This is a genomic window from Sphingomonas sp. Y38-1Y (assembly GCF_032391395.1).
GTDB lineage: Bacteria > Pseudomonadota > Alphaproteobacteria > Sphingomonadales > Sphingomonadaceae > Sphingomonas.
Genome location: NZ_CP135916.1, coordinates 1412422 through 1429583, shown reverse-complemented (window position 1 = coordinate 1429583; position 17162 = coordinate 1412422). Strand labels below are relative to the sequence as shown.

The following is a 17162-nucleotide window of genomic DNA, read 5'->3' as shown; positions in this document are numbered from 1 at the left end:
AGCACGGACGGTTTGGATTGGGTTGATCTGTCCTTACCAGCGTTCGTTTCGAGCGTAGTCGAGAAACCTTGGCCGATCCTCTCCGTTTCTCGACTACGCTCGAAACGAACGCTGGGGGTGAAGACATGTCCCCGCCCGCCCCGCCAACCGGTACGATCACACCATGACCCACGACCTCCTCATCATCGGCGGCGGCATCAACGGGTGCGCGATCGCGCGCGAGGCGGCTTTGCTTGGGCTTAAGACGCTGCTGGTCGAGCGCGACGATCTGGCGAGCCACACCTCCTCGGCCTCGACCAAGCTCATCCATGGCGGCCTGCGCTATCTCGAGCAGTATGAGTTCCGATTGGTGCGGGAGGCGCTGGCCGAGCGCGAGCGGATGCTCGCCGCCGCGCCGCACCTCGTCCATCCGCTCACCTTCGTGCTGCCGCACGACCATGCGGTGCGCCCGTGGTGGATGGTGCGCGCGGGGCTCTGGCTCTACGACGCGCTCTCGGGTCGGTCGTCGCTGCCGCGGTCGCGCGGGCTGAAGCGGTCGGATGCGGGCTATCAGGCGCCGCTCCAGCGGCCGGGACCGGGCTTCGTCTATTCGGATGCGTTCGTCGATGATGCGCGGCTGACCGTCCTCAACGCGCGCGACGCCGCTGACCATGGCGCCGAGATCGCGACGCGGACGGGCTTCGAGCGCGCTGAGCGCCGCGGCGACGGCTGGATGGCCACCTTGAGCGACGGCCGCACCGTCGCGGCACGCGCGATCGTCGTGGCGGCGGGTGCGTGGACGCCCGAGGCGATGGCGCGGATGGGCACGCCCCCGCGCGGCCACCTCCGCCTCGTCCGCGGCAGCCACATCGTCGTGCCGTCGCTGTTCGAGGGCGAGCATGCCTATATCCTCCAGCAGCCCGACCGGCGGATCGTGTTCGCGATCCCCTATCCCGGGGGGACGATGGTCGGGACGACCGACGTGCCCGTCGACGATCCCGCCGATGCGATGATCTCGGCCGAGGAGACGCAGTATCTGTGCGACGCGGCCAACCGCTATTTCCGCCGCCAGGTCTCGCCCGCCGACGTGGTGAGCGACTGGTCGGGCATCCGCGCGCTCTACGACGATGGCGCGGGCGCCGCGGCCGAGGTCACGCGCGACTATGTGCTCGAACTGCACGAGGATGGCGCGCCGGTGCTGGCGGTATTCGGCGGCAAGATCACGACGGCGCGCGCGCTGGCGGAGGATGCGATGGCGCGGCTCGGCCCGGCGCTCGGCATCGACGCGCATCCGGTCACGCGCGCGCGGGTGCTGCCGGGCGGGATGATCGCGGATATCGGCACACTCGAGCGCCAGGTCGCGGAGCGCTGGCCGTTCCTCGACCCGCACCAGATCGACCGCATGGCTCATGCCTATGGCAGCCGCCTGGTCGAATTGCTCGAGGGGGTCGAGGCGGCGGACCACCTGGGCGAGACGCTGCCCGGCGGGATGACCGAGCGGGAGGCGCGCTTCCTCCACGACACCGAATGGGCGCGGACACCGGAGGATGTGCTCGACCGCCGGACCAAGCTGGGGCTGACGATCGACCCCGTGGACCGGGCGGCGTTCGCGGACTGGTGGCGGCAGGCGTACCCGGCGGACTGATCCGCATCAGCCCGCGGAACCCGCCCGCGCGCGGCGCGCTGTCGCGAGCATGGACAAGACCGACGACGCCGAGAGCCTGCTCGCCACCGCGCTTCAGGACATGCTCGCGGGCGAGCGCCTGCTGGCCGAGCGCCTCCCCGTGGTGGCCGCGCACGCCCGGACGGCGGCGCTGTCGGAGGCGCTCGACCGCGAGATCGCCCGCGCGCGGCTCCAGGCGGATTGGCTGGCGGCGGACGCGCGTTCGGCGGGCGGGCCGCCCAATTTGTGGATGCAGGGCATCATGGACGATGCGGCGCGCGATACCGAGACGATCGATGGCGGCCCACTGCTCGACGCAGCGATGGTCGGCGCGGTGCGAAAGGCGCTCGCCGCCAAGCATGTGAGTTATGAAACCGCGGTCGCGCTGGCCGAGCGGCTGGAGGAAGCCGACCTCGCCAAGACCCTCCGCCGCTGCCGCGACGAGGAAGCGGCGAGCGACCACCGGCTGGCGGCGATCTTGGAGCAGTGCGCGGCGGCGGCGGCTTAGCAAGCCGTGCTCCCGCGGAGGCGGGAGGCCAGGGTTGATGAGCGTGCCGCGTGCGGCTCTGGGCTCCCGCCTTCGCGGGAGCACAGGCCGATTGACCCGAACGCAAGCTTGTACCCCGGCGAAGGCCGGGGTCCAGGTAGGAAGGCCTCGGTGATAACGCGCAGCGGGCCGTCGCCACGTCCCCCAACTGGGCCCCGGCCTTCGCCGGGGCACAGCGCCTCAATACGCTCGTGCCACCAAAATGCGTTCCACCGCCGGCTCGCCGGTGAAGATGCACGCGCCCTGTGCCGGTGCCGCGGTGCCCGGCACGTTGCGGATCGTCAGCTTGAGCGCCTTCAGCCGCTCGACCACCGCGTCCAGCGCGGCGCCGGTCGGCTTGGCCCATTCGACCTCGACCCAGCCAGGGTAGCGCTCGCTCTCGGCGAAATGCGTCTCCAGCCCTGCGAAGTCGGTAACGTCGCGGCGGATGCCGGCGTCCAGGCGTGCGCGCGCCTCGACATGCAGCGCTTCCTGCACTTCGCCCAGCAGCCCCGCGACCTGGTCGACGAAGCCGTCGCGCGCCACGAACGCGGTGTCGAGCTTGCCGTCCTCGCGGTACAGCCGGTCGCGGCGGATCACCGCGACGTTGCCCGCGGCGACATCGCGCGGGCCGACCTCGACGATGATCGGCGCGCCCTTCTTGACCCAGCCCCAGCGCTTGTTGCCCGCCTTTTGCGCGCGGCCGTCCACCATCGCGCGGACGGGCTCGCCCAGCGCCGTCTGGCGTGCGAGCTCGGCCTGGAGCGAGCGGGCATAATCGAGCACCGCTTCGTCCTCCGGGGCGTCGCGCAGCATCGGGATGATGACGACCTGCCACGGCGCGACGCGCGGCGGCACGCGCAGGCCGTCGTCGTCGCCGTGCACCATGATGAGCCCGCCGATCATCCGCGTCGACACGCCCCAGCTCGTCGTCTGCGCGAGCTCCAGCTCGCCCGCCGCGTTCTGGAAGCGGATGTTCTGTGCCGAGGAGAAGGTGGTGCCGAGGAAGTGGCTGGTGCCGGCCTGAAGCGCCTTGCCGTCCTGCATCATCGCCTCGATGCTGTAGGTCGCGACCGCGCCGGGGAAGCGCTCATTCTCCGGCTTTTCGCCCGCGATGACGGGGATGCCGCAGCAATCCTCGGCAAAGGCGCGATAGACCTCCAGCATCTTCATCGTCTCTTCGCGCGCCTCGGCTTCGCTCGCGTGCGCGGTATGGCCCTCCTGCCACAGGAACTCGGCGGTGCGCAGGAACATGCGCGTCCGCATCTCCCAGCGGACGACATTGGCCCACTGGTTGATGAGCACGGGGAGGTCGCGCCACGACTGGACCCAGCGGCTGAAGGCGGCACCGATCACCGTCTCCGACGTCGGCCGAACGACCAACGGCTCTTCCAGCTTCGCCTCGGGATCGGGAACGAGCTTGCCGTCCTTTTGCACCAGCCGGTGATGCGTGACGACCGCCATCTCCTTGGCGAAGCCGTCGACATGCTCGGCTTCCTTCTCGAAATAGGAAAGCGGGATGAACAGCGGGAAATAGCAGTTCTCGTGCCCCGTCGCCTTGATGCGATCGTCGAGCAGGCGCTGCATCCGCTCCCAGATGCCGTAGCCCCATGGCCGGATGACCATGCACCCGCGCACGCCGCTCTCCTCGGCCATGTCGGCCTCGGCGATGACGGTCTGGTACCAGCGCGCGAAATCGTCCGCGCGAGTGACGGGAAGGGCGTGTTTCATGGGGCGGGCGATAGCGGGGGGTGGCGGATGCGACAAGCGGCTCGCCCGGTCAGGCCCTTCGATACGCCATTTCGACAAGCTCAATGGCTACTCAGGACGAACGGATCTTCTCACCCCGTTCGTCCTGAGTAGCCGCTGAGTAGCGGCGCAGCCGCGTATCGAAGTGGCGTATCGAAGGACCTTGGCCACCCTCACGCCGCCGCCGTCGTCCACCCCAAGGCCGGGATCGCAACCGACCGCTTGCCGCCGAGATCGGTCCGGCACACGATCAGCTCGCGGCTTTCCATATAGCCGATCAGCCGGCGCGCGCGGCCGAGCGAGGCGGTGCCATAGACGGCGGCGATCGCCTCGTCGCTGGGACACGCCTCCCCTTCCCGCGCGGCGCGGGCGATGAGGAGGAACGGCCCCAGCATCTCGCCGGGCAGTTCGCGCGCCAGGCCGAAGGCGGGCGCCCATTCGTCCTCCAGCCCGTGCGTGATCCCTGCCCGCGCCGCCGCCAGCCGACGCCCGAACGCTTCCAGATCGAGCGGTGGACGCGCCAGGCCGGCCATGCGGCAGCGGACCTGATAATCCTGAAACAGCACGGGCGCGGCGCGCGTCGCGGAGCCCGGCTCGGCGACGATCGCGGCGAGCACGTCGGCGACGATCCCGGCCACCCGCTCGGGCGGCATCGCGGGTGCGGGCGCTTCGGGCGGCGGCGGCGGCGCGGCCAGCGCCTCGATCACCTCGTCGGCGGGCATCGGCGGCGGGGGCGGCGGTGCCATCAGCGGCAGGCCGGGCTCGTCCGATCCGCGCTCGATCAGGTCGCGCATGTCGGTGGGCGCGGTGGGGAGCGGGATGAGCTTGGGGCTGGAACTGCGCGCCGAAGTCTCGACCGCGCCGATCTTGATCGAGACCGGCCGCCGCGACACCGCGGGGCCGAGCGCAAGGAAATGGCCGCGCTGCAGATCGCGGATCGTCTCCGCCTGCCGCCGCTCCATGCCGAGAAGGTCGGCCGCGCGTGCCATGTCGATGTCGAGGAAGGTGCGCCCCATCAGGAAGTTCGACGCCTCGGCCGCGACGTTCTTGGCAAGCTTGGCCAGCCGCTGCGTCGCGATGACGCCGGCCAGGCCGCGCTTGCGCCCGCGGCACATCAGGTTGGTCATCGCGCCAAGCGACGCGCGACGCACCTCCTCCGCCACTTCGCCGCCGCCCGCGGGCGCGAACAGCTGCGCCTCGTCGACCACCACCAGCGCCGGGAACCAGTGCTCGCGCGGGGCATCGAACAGCGCATTGAGGAACACCGCGGCGCAGCGCATCTGCCCTTCCGCTTCCAGCCCCTCCAGGCTCAGCACCACCGACGCGCGATGCTCGCGGATGCGAGTCGCCATCTGCGCGATCTCGCGCTCGGCATAGTCGCCCGCCTCGATCGCGACATGGCCATAGGCGTCGGCGAGCGTGACGAAGTCGCCCTCGGGATCGATCACCACCTGCTGAACGCGGCCCGCCGATCGCTCGAGCAGGCGGCGCAGCAGGTGCGACTTGCCCGATCCCGAATTGCCCTGGACGAGCAAGCGGGTGGCCAGCAATTCCTCCAGGTCCATGGCGACGGACTTGCCCGCGCCATCGACCCCCATGTCCACTTCGACGGTCATTTGGCCTTGTCGACGGTCCTGCGCTCGAAGAAGTCGAACATGGTGTTCCAGAGGTGAAGCTGCGACGCGGGATTGCTGATCGAGTGCGTCTGCCCCGGATAGAGCTGGGTCTCGAACAGCACGCCCTCGGCCTGCATCGCGCCGATCTGTGCCGTGGTGTTGTCGAGGAACACGTTGTCGTCGGCCATGCCGTGCATGACCAGCAGCGGATCCCTGATCTTGCCGGCGTCGACCAAAGTGCCCGACGCGCTGTACGCATCCGGCACCTGGCGCGGATCGCCCATGTATCGCTCGGTATAATGGGTGTCGTAGAGGTCCCACTTGGTCACCGGCGCGACCGCGGCGCCCGCGGCGAACAGCCCTGGCGCCTTTTCGAGCAGCTTGATCGTCATGTAGCCGCCATAGGACCAGCCATGGATGACCAGCCGGTCGGGATCGACGAAGGGCTGCGTCTTCAGCCACTTGGCCGCCATCACCTGGTCATCGACCTCGACCGTGCCCATCGCGTGCCAGATCTGGTCGGTGAAGGCGCGGCTGCGGTTGGCGGTGCCACGATTGTCCATCAGGAAGACGATATAGCCCTTGTCGACGATCGCCTGATGCATCGGGCTGGACCAGTCGCGCGCAGTCCGCTGTGCCCCCGGTCCGCCATAATAGGTGAAGAACACCGGATAGCGCTTGCCGGGCTCCATCCTGGGCTTGAGCATCTTGTAATGGAGCACGCTGCCGTCCGCGGCCTTCAGCGTGCCGAACTCGGTCGGGGCATGGCTGGCGAGATAGGGCGCATAGGGATGGTTCGATCCCAGCGCGTTCTGGTCGAGCCACTGCGTCCGCTTTCCGCTCGCGTCGGCGAGATAGCTTTGCGGCGGCTGGTCGGGGTTCGACCGCGCGACGATCAGCCGGTCGCCGGCCATCGACACGTTGTTCCAATATCCCGCCTCGGTCAGGCGCGTGACCGTCCCTGCGCGGCGAAGCGGCGCCGAATAGGCGTGGCGCTCCAGCACGCCGTCCTTGTTGCCGGTGAAGGTGACGACGCCCTTCTGCTCGTCGACGCCGATCACGTCGGCGACTTCCCAGTCGCCCTTGGTCAGCTGCGTCCAGCGGCCCCTGTCGAAGCGATAAAGATGGCCGTTGCCGCTCCGCTCCGACCACCAGAGGATGCTGCCATCCTCCAGCGCGCGGAAATTGTCGGAAAGATTGATCCAGCTCTTCGCCTTGGCCCGCTCGGTGAACAGCACACGCGACTTGCCGGTGGCGGGATCGACCGCGAGCATGTCGAGCACCGTCTGCGCGCGGTTCTGACGCTGGACATAGAGCGTCTCGCCATCGGCACTCCAGTCGACGCGCGCGAGATAGATGTCGGGGTCCTGGCCCAGATCGACCTGAACCTGGCCCGAGCCATCGGGCGCCATCACATAGAGCGCGACCGCGACGTTGGGCGTGCCGGCGAGCGGATAGCGCTGTTCGTAGAGGCGCGTGCCCTCCGCACCGATCGCCGCGCGGGTGAGGACGCGCACCGGCGCCTCGTCGAACCGCTCGATCGCGACGCGCTTGTCGCCCGGCGACCACCAATAGCCGGTGAAGCGCGCCATTTCCTCCTGCGCGACGAACTCGGCCTCGCCCCAATGAACGGTACCGCCGCCCCCTTGCGTAATCGCGCGCGCTTCCCCGCCCGACAGCGGCTGCACCCAGAGGTTCTGGTCGCGAACGAAGCTGATATAGCCGCCCTTGGGGCTGATCACTGGGTTGAGCTCGCCCGCCTCGCTTTGCGTCAGGCGGCGCACCTGGCCGTCGAGCGTCGCGAGGAACAGGTCGCCGTCGAGCGGGACCAGGATCGAGCGGCCATCGGGCGCCCAGTCATAGGCGACGATGCCGCGCAGCCCGCCGATGCGCGCGCGCTCGCGCTGCATCTTTTCGGCCTCCGACAGCTCGGCGCCGGAGCCGACCTTCTTCGAATCGACCAGCATCCGCCACTGGCCGGTGGCGAGGTCCTGTGCCCACAGGTCGTAGCGCTCGGGCTCGCCCTCGCGCGGACGCAGCTGGGTCAGGAGCTTTCCGTCGGGCGACAGGCGCGGCGGACGGCCACCGGCACCCGACAGGCCGCCCTGGAGCACGCGCTCGAACGTCAGCGTGCCTTGGCTTGCGGGCTGCTGCTGTGCCGCCACGGGTTCAGCCGCCATTGCCGTCACGCTCACCGACGCGAGCGCCAGCGCCAACCACCATCCGCGCATTCCCATCTCCGAAGGTGCCGCGGCGGAGTCTGCCCGTGCGGCGATGCCGGCGCGTTATCGCCGCCTTCGGCGCGGGCGTAAAGGGTCAGCTCGGCTGGGTCTCGCCGCCCGCCTCCGGCGCGTTCGAGTCGGGCGGCGGCGGGGCGTCGATCCCCTGAACCTCCGCATCATGGCCCAGCGTGTCGCGCACCCAGAGCAAAGTGACGAGCACGTATAGCACCACCGCCAGCGGCGCGGCGATGATGACGCCGATGAAGCCGAACATGCTGCCCAGCGCCGCCAGCGCGAACATCAGCACCGCGGGCGGGATCGACACCGCATATTTCTGGATCATCGGGGTGAGGACGTTGCCCTCCAGCTGCTGCGCGACGACATAGACGACGCAGGTCCACAGCAGCGCATCCCCGCCCTGGCTGAGCGCCAGCAGCACGCCGGGCGCCGCACCGATGAACGGGCCGACCAGCGGAATGAAGTTGGTGAGGCCGGAGATGACGCCGAGCGCCCCCGCCGACTGGACGCCGACGATGCTGAGCCCGCCCCAGATCAGCACACCGACGATGATCATCGTCAGCCCCTGGGCCACCAGCCACTGGTTGAGCGCCTGGCCGCTGGCCGACAGCGCCTCGCGAACGCGGCTGCCCTTCGACTTGGGGAACAGCTTGACGACACCGCGGACGTAGAGGCCGGGCTCGAGCGCCAGGTACATCGCAGCGACGATGACGAGGACGAAGTTGGTGATCGCCCCCACCGCGCCGAACGCGAAGGAGAGCGCCCGGCCGGCGATGCTCTGGAAATCGGGCGTGCCGGACAGGAAGCTGCGCAGGAACGGCACCTCGTTGGCGAGCGACCGCGCGCGCTCGAACGCTTGCGGCAGTTGCTGGCCGACCTCCGTGAACTGCTCCGAAAGCTGCGCGCCGAACAGCCAGCCAGCGCCGCCCAGGACGGCGAGGATCAGGAACAGCCCGAGGAAAACCGACAGCGAATCGCCCGCGCCCATCTTCCGGAACGGCCAGCCGGCCGCGCGGATCAGCGCCGCGACGATCACCGCGGAGAAGATCAGCATGAACACGAACGCGAACTGCACCGTCAGCAGCGCCAGCCCCACGATGAGCAGCACCACCAACGTCCTGCGCGCGATCTCGCCGATGCCTGTCGTCTCCACGACCGTCCCCCTTGCTATGTCGCGCCACAAACATCGCGCAACCGAAACGGGTTCCGTGGGGCCCCGCCGTGCTCCCACGAAGGCGGGCGCACGGCGCCTACACTAGCCTTGTACCCCGGCGAAGGCCGGGGTCCAGGTACGGAACGGCGGTGAGGCGCGCGACAACGGCGGCCTTCCCACCTGGACCCCGGCCTTCGCCGGGGTACATCACGCCTCGAACATCTTTCGCAGCTCGCCCTTCAGGATCTTGCCGTTGGCGTTGCGCGGCAGCACGGTGTCGACGAACCGCACCATCGCCGGCACCTTGAAGCTCGCCAGGTGCTTGGCGACCCAGTCCTGAAGCTCCGCCTCGCTCGCCTCGCAACCGCGGCACAGGTGGACGACCGCCGCCGGCACCTCGCCCAGCGTGCGGTGGGGCACGCCGACCAGCGCCGCGTCGGTGACGGAGGGATGCGCGTAGAGGACGTTCTCGACCTCGATCGAATAGATGTTCTCGCCGCCGCGGATGACGATGTCCTTGGCGCGGTCGACGATGTAGCAGAACCCCTCGGCATCCAGCCGCGCGAGGTCGCCGGTGCGAACCCAGCCATCGACGAAGGTCGCCGCCGTCGCCTCCGGCTTGTTCCAGTATCCCTTCACGATCATCGGCCCGCGCGCCCAGAGCTCGCCGACCTCGCCTACGGCCAACTCGCGATCGCCCTCGACGGACATGATCCTGAGCTCGGCGACGGGCACGGGCGGGCCGCAGCTGTCGGGGCGGTTGAGATAGTCTTCGCCCGTGTGCTGCGTCACCGTCGCCATCGTCTCGGTCATGCCCCAGCCGCTGCCGGGCGCCGCGCCGAACTCGGCCTCGATCCGGCGGACGAGCTCGGGCGCGGCCGGCGCGCCGCCATATTGGATCGCCTCCAGGCTCGACAGGTCGTGGCGGTCGCGGTCGGGATGCTCGAGCAGCTGCCACGCGATCGTCGGCACCCCGCCGGTCAGCTGCACCCGCTCGCGCTCGATCAGCTTCAGCGCCTCGCCCGCATCCCAGCGGCGCATCAGCACGATCGTCCCGCCGCTCGCCACCGTCCCCATCAGCGAGGCGGAGCAGGCGGTGACGTGGAACAGCGGAATGACGAGCAGGCCGATCTTGGGCTCGGGCGCGGCCGGCGGCATCTCGCCCCGGCGCAGCATCGCGCGCGCCGCGCAATAGGCCGAGCTGAAGATGTTGGTGGTCATGTTGCGGTGGGTGCCCAGCGCCCCCTTGGGCGCGCCGGTCGTGCCGCTGGTATAGAAGATGACGACGTCGTCATCGGGCGCGATCGTCGCGGCGGCGGGCGGCAGGCCGGCCTCCGGCAGGGTGGCCCAGTCGTTGGGCGACGGCAGCAGCGCGTCGAACCCCTGCGCCGGCGCCTCGACCGGCCCTTTCGGCCGGGTGACGAAGACGTGTTTGAGCCCCGGCAGCGCGGGCAACTCGCCCTTGAACCGGTCATAGCGGTCGCCGTCGAGGATCAGCAGCGTCGCCCCCGAATCGGCGATGCCATAGGCGAGCTCGCCCGCGCTCCACCACGCGTTGAGCGGTACGGCGATCGCGCCGATGCTGGCGACGGCGAAGAAGATCGCCGGCCATTCGGGCAGGTTGCGCATGGCAAAGGCGACGCGGTCGCCCTTCCCCAACCGCAGCTCGGTCAACCGGGCAGCAAGCTGCGCCACCGCGCGGAAATGCGCGTCATAGGTGACGCGTTCGTCCTCGTGCACCACGAATTCGCGCGCGCCGTGGCTGCGCGAGAAGGCGGCAAGGAGCGCAAGGTTCGGTGGTGCGTTCTTCCAGATGCGGGTCGGCACGCCGCCGATTTCGGCGGTCTCGATCTCGAACCGCTGGCCGGGCGCGGTGGTCAGCGCCTCGATCTCGGCAAGCGTCATCGCCGGCCACGGCTTGGGCTCGGGGGCGGTCGCCATCGCATCTCTCCTCGTCGCTGTCGAAGATCGGGTTTGCCCGATTGACGTTTGCGTGAAGGTTAGTGTTGATTCGATCCGCGCTCAAGATAATAGGTGATCGCGCCGGTTCGCTGGCGACAAGATGAGAGGATTCGAACGACAGGTATGCTCGATCGCGCGATCCACGACGATCCCGCCTCGCTCGGCTTCGCGCCCGACCGGCTCGCCCGGATCGATGCGTTCCTGGCCGAGCGCTATGTCGAACCGGGGCTGATCCCGCACGCCCAGGTGCTGGTCGCGCGCGATGGCGCGATCGCCCATTTTGGCCACCTCGGCAACGCGCGCGGCGACGGGACGCCCGTCGGCCCCGACACGCTGTTTCGCATCGCCTCCATGACCAAGCCGATCGCCAGCGCCGCGTTTATGATGCTGGTCGAGGAGGGGCGCGTCGCGCTCGACACCCCGGTCCACCGCATCCTGCCGGAGCTGAAGGGCGTCGGCGTCTATGCGGGCGGCGGCGCGGGGGTGCCGTTCCTGACGAGTCCGACCGCCCGGCCGATGCAGATGGTCGACCTGCTCCGCCATACCGCGGGCTTCACCTATGGCTTCCAGAACCGCACCAATGTCGACGCGGCGCACCGCGAGCTGAAGCTGGAGGCGTGGCACGGCAATCTCGACCTCGACAGCTTCATCGCCGAACTGGGCAAGCTGCCGCTTGAATTCTCGCCGGGCGATGCCTGGAACTACTCGGTCGCGACCGACGTGCTCGGCGCGGTGATCCAGCGGATCGAGGACAAGCCGCTGGACGAGGTGCTGGCGAACCGCATCTTCGCGCCCCTCGGCATGCCCGACACCTTCTTCCACGTGCCCGCCGACAAGCTCGCGCGGCTCGCCGACTGCTATGCGTTCAAGGCGGGCGAAGGCCGGGTGATGTACGATCCCGGCGCGTCGAGTGCCTGGGCGCACAAGCCGCGGCTCGTCTCGGGCGGCGGCGGGCTCGTCTCGACCAGCCTCGACTATCATCGCTTCTGCTCGATGCTGCTGAATGGCGGCAGCCTGGAGGGCACGCGCATCCTCGGCCGCAAGACGATCGAGCTGATGACGATGAACCACCTGCCCGGCGGCGGCGACCTGTCGTCGATGTCGCGGTCGATGTTCAGCGAGGCGACCAATGCGGGCATCGGCTTCGGCCTGGGCTTTGCCGTGACGCAGGACGTCGCCTCGACGCTCGTCCCCGGCAGCGTCGGCGATTATTATTGGGGCGGCATGTTCTCGACCGCCTTCTTCATCGATCCGGTCGAGCGACTGCACATGATCTTCATGACGCAGCTCAGCCCGTCGAGCCTCTATCCCATCCGCCGCGAGCTTCGCACGATGATCCACGCGGCGCTGGATTGATTGCCCAAGGAGATGGCATCCATGACTTCCCCCATCACCACCCGCCGCGAGGGCGACGTGCTGGTCGTCCTGTCGAACAACCCGCCGGTCAATGCGCTGGGCGCCGCGGTGCGGCAGGGGCTGGACAAGGCGATCGACGAGGCCGCGGCCGATGACGGCATCAAGGCGGTGGTGATCGCGTGCGAGGGCCAGACCTTCTTCGCGGGTGCCGACATCACGGAGTTCGGCAAGATGATGGCCGAGCCCTCGCTTCCGGTACTGGTCGACAAGATCGAGGCGTCGGAGAAGCCCGTCGTCGCCGCGATCCACGGCACGGCGCTGGGCGGCGGGCTGGAGGTCGCGCTGGCCGCGCATTACCGGATCGCGGTGAAGTCGGCGAAGTTCGGGCTGCCCGAAGTCAAGCTCGGCATCCTGCCCGGCGCGGGCGGCACGCAGCGGCTGCCGCGCGTCGCGGGCGTCGAGACGGCGCTGGAAATGGCGTCCAAGGGCGATCCGATTCCCGCTGCCAAGGCCAAGGAAGCGGGCCTGGTCGATCGCATCGCCGGTGACGACCTGCTCGCCGACGCCATCGCCTTTGCCAAAGAGGTCGCCGACGCCCGCCCGCTGCCGCGCACCAGCGAGGCACCGGTCGATGTCGATCCCGCCGTGTTCGAGGCGTTCCGCAAGACCAACGCCAAGCGCTTCCGCGGCCTCGACGCCCCGGCCGAGATCATCGAGGTGATCGAGACCACCGCCGGCAAGCCCTATGCCGAGGGCGTCCAGCGCGAGCGCATGGGCTTCATGAAGCTCGTCATGGGCAAGCAGTCGGCGGCGCTCCGCCACATCTTCTTCGCCGAGCGCAAGGCATCGAAGATCGACGGCCTGCCCGAGGGAACCCAGCCGCGCGAAATCAAGCGCGTCGGCGTGATCGGTGCCGGCACGATGGGCGGCGGCATCAGCATGAACTTCCTGTCGGCGGGTATCCCCGTGACGATCGTCGAGATGCAACAGGACGCGCTCGACCGCGGCACCGGTGTGATGCGCAAGAATTACGAGGCGACCGCGGCCAAGGGCCGGATGACCGCCGATCAGGTGGAAGGCGCGATGGGGCTTCTGAAGCCCACGCTCAGCCTGGACGACCTCGCCGACTGCGACCTCATCATCGAGGCGGTCTATGAGTCGATGGACGTCAAAAAGGACATTTTCGGCAAGCTCGACAAGATCGCCAAGCCCGGCGCGATCCTCGCGTCCAACACCTCCTACCTCAACATCGACGAGATCGCTGGCGTGACGAGCCGGCCGCAGGACGTGCTCGGCCTCCACTTCTTCTCGCCCGCCAACGTGATGAAGCTGTTGGAGGTCGTGCGCGGCGCCAAGACCGCGCCCGACGCGCTCGTCACCGCGATGGCGGTGGCCAAGAAGATCAAGAAGGTCGCGGTCGTCGCCGGTGTCTGCCACGGCTTCATCGGCAACCGCATGCTGATGCCGCGCCAGGTCGAGGCGATGAACCTCCTCTTGGAGGGTGCGACGCCCGAACAGGTCGACCGCGTCCATGTCGCCTTCGGCATGCCGATGGGGCCGTTCCAGATGGCCGACCTCGCCGGCGTCGACATCGGCTGGCACCGTGATCCCACCCGGATCGAGAGCATCCGCGATGCCCTCGCCGCCGAGGAACGCTGGGGCCAGAAGAAGAGCGCCGGCTTCTACGACTATGACGAGAAGCGCCAGCCATCGAACAGCCCGCGCGTCGCCGAGATCATCGAGGAGTTCCGCCAGAAGACGGGCACGCCGCAGCACGAGGTGACCGACGAGGAGATCACCGAGCGTACGCTCTATACCATGGTCAACGAGGGCGCCCGCATCCTCGAAGAAGGCATGGCGCAGCGCGCGAGCGACATCGATGTGGTCTGGATCTACGGCTACGGCTTCCCCCCGTACAAGGGCGGGCCGATGTTCTGGGCCGATCAGGAGGGCCTGGCCAAGATCGTCGCGGGGCTGGAGAAGCACGGCTTCGAGGTGGCGAAGCTGCTGCGCGACAAGGCGGAGAAGGGCGAGAAGTTCAATTGAGCTCTGCGCGCTTCTTCTTCCGGCGACGCTTCGCGTGACACGCCTCCCCTTCCGTTTGTCCCGAGCGAAGTCGAGGGACCTGGTCGAGCGTAGCCGAGGCGCCTCGCTTCGCTCGGTAGCGGTTCTCGACTTCGCTCGAACCGAACGGAGGGGGGTGTGCGCACCTTCTCCTACCCCCCTACCCATTCCCACCCCGTTCGTCCTGAGTAGCCGTCGAGTAGCGCAAAGCGCGTATCGAGACGGCGTATCGAAGGATGTTGGTGCGTGGAACGGTGCTTCGATACGCGACCTCGATACGCCGCTGACGCGGCTACTCGGCCGCTACTCAGCACGAACGGAGATGGGGAAAGCATGACCCGCTCCGCGCTCGCCACCGCCGCCGCGATCCGCGCGGGGGAAACCTCCGCCCGCGCGGAGACCGACGCCGCCATCGCTCGCATCGAAGCCGCAGACACCGCCATCAACGCCGTCGTCGTCCGCGATTTCGATCGCGCGCGTGCGGCGGCCGATGCGATCGATGCGCGCGGGGCGGCGGGGGACGGCATGCCGCTGCTCGGCGTGCCGATGACGGTGAAGGAAGCGTTCGACGTCGCCGGCCTGCCCACGCACTGGGGCTTCGCGCATCACGCGGGCAACATCGCCGCCAGCGATGCCGAGGCGGTCCGGAGGCTCAAGGCCGCGGGCGCCATCATCCTGGGCAAGACCAACGTGCCGAAAGGGCTGGGCGACTGGCAGTCGGTCAACTCGATCCACGGCCGCACCCACCACCCGCTCGACCCCGCCCGCACCCCCGGCGGAAGCTCGGGCGGATCGGCCGCGTCGCTCGCGGCGGGCTATGTGCCGATCGAGATGGGCAGCGACATCGGCGGCTCGATCCGCGTCCCCGCGCATTTCTGCGGCGTCTGGGGCCTGAAGCCGAGCTGGGCGGCGATCAGCAGCCTCGGCCACCGCTATCCGGGTACGGACGGGGCGGAGACGGTGCTGGGCGTGGTCGGCCCGATGGCGCGGTCGGGCGAGGACCTGCCCGTCCTCCTCGACCTGCTCGCCGAGCTGCCGCTTCCCCGCCCGTCCGGGCCGCCGCGCCGCGTCCTCGCGCTTACCGCGCATCCCGCCACGCCGACTGCCGCCGCCTGTGTGGAAGCGATCGAGCGCGCGACGGAGGCGCTGTCTCGCGCCGGGGTCGAGGTGATCCGCGAGCACCCCGCCCTTCCTGACCTCGCGCGCCAGCACGAGGCGTATGGCAAGATGCTCAACGTCGTGTTCGCGCGCTCGCAGCCCGACCTTCACCACACGATGCCGACGCTGCTCGCCTGGCTGAGCTGGCTCGACGCGCAGGCACGCAGCACGCGCGCCTGGGGCAAGCTGTTCGCCGAGGTCGATGCGGTGATCGCCCCGCCCGCCGCGACGCTCGCCTTTCCGCACGACAGCCGGCCGCTGGCCGACCGCACGCTCGACATCGACGGGGCCGAGAGCCCCTATGACGCGCACCTCGCCTGGGCGGGGCTCGCCACCTATCCGGGCCTGCCCGCCTGCGTCGTGCCCGTCGGCCGCTTCGACGGCCTGCCCGCCGGCGTCCAGGTGATGACGGCGCGCCACCACGACCATCACGCGATCGCCATTGCCCGCCTGATCGACCGCCAGCTTCAGGAAAGCCCGTCATGACCGACCTTGCCGCGTTCCGTCACGAAACCCGTGAATGGCTGGAGGCGAACTGCCCGGCCGAGATGCGCCAGCCCGTGCGCAGCGAAAAGGATGTCTGCTGGGGCGGGCGCCGGGCGGTCTATCAGCCCGGGCAGAAGGAATGGATGGACGCGATGGCCGCGCGCGGCTGGACCGTGCCCGACTGGCCGACCGAGTATGGCGGCGGCGGGCTGTCGCCGGCACAGGCCAAGATCCTGAAAGAGGAGATGGCCGCGATCGGTGCGCGCAATCCCCTATCGAGCTTCGGCATCTCGATGCTCGGCCCGGCGCTCCTCAAATACGGGACCGAGGCACAGAAGCTCGAGCATCTGCCCCGCATCGCGCGCGGTGAGATCCGCTGGTGCCAGGGCTATTCGGAGCCCAACGCCGGCTCGGACCTCGCCGGGCTTGCCACCAGCGCGGAAGATGCGGGCGACCACTATGTCGTCAACGGGCAGAAGGTGTGGACCAGCTATGCCGACAAGGCGGACTGGATCTTCTGCCTCGTCCGCACCTCGAAGGAATCGAAGCAGGGCGGCATCAGCTTCGTCCTGTTCGACATGGAGAGCGAGGGCGTCTCGACGCGCCCGATCCTGCTCATCAGCGGCTATTCGCCGTTCTGCGAGACCTTCTTCGACGATGTAAAGGTGCCCAAGGCCAATCGCATCCATGACGAGAACAAGGGCTGGGACGTCGCGAAATACCTGCTGGGGCATGAGCGCGAGATGATCTCGGGCATGGGGCTCGGCCAATCGACCGGCGGCAATCCGCTGGTCGAGGGGGCGATCGCCACCATCGGCCTGGACGAGTCCGGCCGGCTCGCCGACCCGATGCTGCGCGCCGCGATCGCCGAATTCGACGTCCGCGCCCGCGCCTTTGCCGCCATGTCGGAGCGCTTCATCGACGAACTGAAGGCCGGGCGCGCGCATCCGGCGCAGCCCAGCATGATGAAATATGCCGGCACCGAGCTCAACAAGCAGCGCCACGAGCTCGTCATGGCGGCGGGCGGATCGGACGCGCTCGAATGGGAGAGCGAGGGCTCGGGCGGCGGCGCAAAGGCGCGCGCATGGCTGCGCACCAAGGCGAACTCGATCGAGGGCGGGACCAGCGAGATCCAGCTCGGCATCATCGCCAAGCGAATCTTGGAACTGCCGAGCTGACCGAATAGCCCTCTCCCCTTCAGGGGAGAGGG

11 protein-coding genes are annotated in these 17162 nt (G+C 69.1%); 6 read left to right on the top strand and 5 right to left on the bottom strand.

Going from position 1 to position 17162, the window contains the following annotated elements:
• Positions 1-163: 163 nt before the first annotated feature.
• Both glpD and RS883_RS06790 read left to right on the top strand, forming a co-directional pair.
• Positions 164-1624, top strand: a complete 1461-nt coding sequence (gene glpD, locus RS883_RS06795; RefSeq protein ID WP_315764084.1) for a glycerol-3-phosphate dehydrogenase — start codon at positions 164-166, stop codon at positions 1622-1624.
• 49 nt (positions 1625-1673) lie between these two features.
• Positions 1674-2150 (top strand): DUF892 family protein, encoded by a 477-nt coding sequence (locus tag RS883_RS06790; protein ID WP_315764082.1) that lies wholly within the window; start codon positions 1674-1676, stop codon positions 2148-2150.
• A 219-nt stretch (positions 2151-2369) separates the two neighbouring features.
• Here the strand turns inward: RS883_RS06790 and proS are convergent, their stop codons facing one another.
• The 5 genes from proS to RS883_RS06765 form a co-directional block, all read right to left on the bottom strand.
• The gene (proS, locus tag RS883_RS06785; RefSeq protein WP_315764080.1) at positions 2370-3899 is read right to left on the bottom strand and encodes a proline--tRNA ligase; all 1530 of its coding nucleotides are present in this window, start codon (positions 3897-3899) and stop codon (positions 2370-2372) included.
• 191 nt (positions 3900-4090) lie between these two features.
• Positions 4091-5533, bottom strand: a complete 1443-nt coding sequence (locus tag RS883_RS06780; protein WP_315764078.1) for an ATP-binding protein — start codon at positions 5531-5533, stop codon at positions 4091-4093.
• A complete protein-coding gene (locus RS883_RS06775) occupies positions 5530-7764 on the bottom strand; it encodes a S9 family peptidase (protein ID WP_315764076.1) in 2235 nt (744 codons plus the stop codon). The genes RS883_RS06780 and RS883_RS06775 overlap by 4 nt, the downstream gene beginning before the upstream one ends.
• Positions 7765-7849: 85 nt before the next feature.
• Complete coding sequence (locus RS883_RS06770; RefSeq protein ID WP_315764074.1) at positions 7850-8926, bottom strand: AI-2E family transporter; 1077 nt, start codon at positions 8924-8926, stop codon at positions 7850-7852.
• 207 nt (positions 8927-9133) lie between these two features.
• Positions 9134-10867, bottom strand: coding sequence for a class I adenylate-forming enzyme family protein (locus RS883_RS06765; RefSeq protein ID WP_315764073.1), 1734 nt, complete (start codon positions 10865-10867; stop codon positions 9134-9136).
• A gap of 144 nt (positions 10868-11011) precedes the next feature.
• On the opposite strand from RS883_RS06765, the gene RS883_RS06760 reads away from it, so the two are divergent.
• From RS883_RS06760 to RS883_RS06745, 4 genes are all read left to right on the top strand, one after another.
• Positions 11012-12244 carry a serine hydrolase domain-containing protein gene (locus tag RS883_RS06760; protein ID WP_315764071.1) on the top strand — a complete coding sequence of 411 codons (1233 nt, stop codon included), beginning with the start codon at positions 11012-11014 and terminating at the stop codon, positions 12242-12244.
• 21 nt (positions 12245-12265) lie between these two features.
• Positions 12266-14290, top strand: coding sequence for a 3-hydroxyacyl-CoA dehydrogenase NAD-binding domain-containing protein (locus tag RS883_RS06755; RefSeq protein ID WP_315764069.1), 2025 nt, complete (start codon positions 12266-12268; stop codon positions 14288-14290).
• Positions 14291-14641: 351 nt separating this feature from the next.
• Positions 14642-15952, top strand: a complete 1311-nt coding sequence (locus RS883_RS06750; protein ID WP_315764067.1) for an amidase family protein — start codon at positions 14642-14644, stop codon at positions 15950-15952.
• Complete coding sequence (locus RS883_RS06745; protein WP_315764065.1) at positions 15949-17130, top strand: acyl-CoA dehydrogenase family protein; 1182 nt, start codon at positions 15949-15951, stop codon at positions 17128-17130. The genes RS883_RS06750 and RS883_RS06745 overlap by 4 nt, the downstream gene beginning before the upstream one ends.
• The last annotated feature ends 32 nt before the right edge of the window (positions 17131-17162 follow it).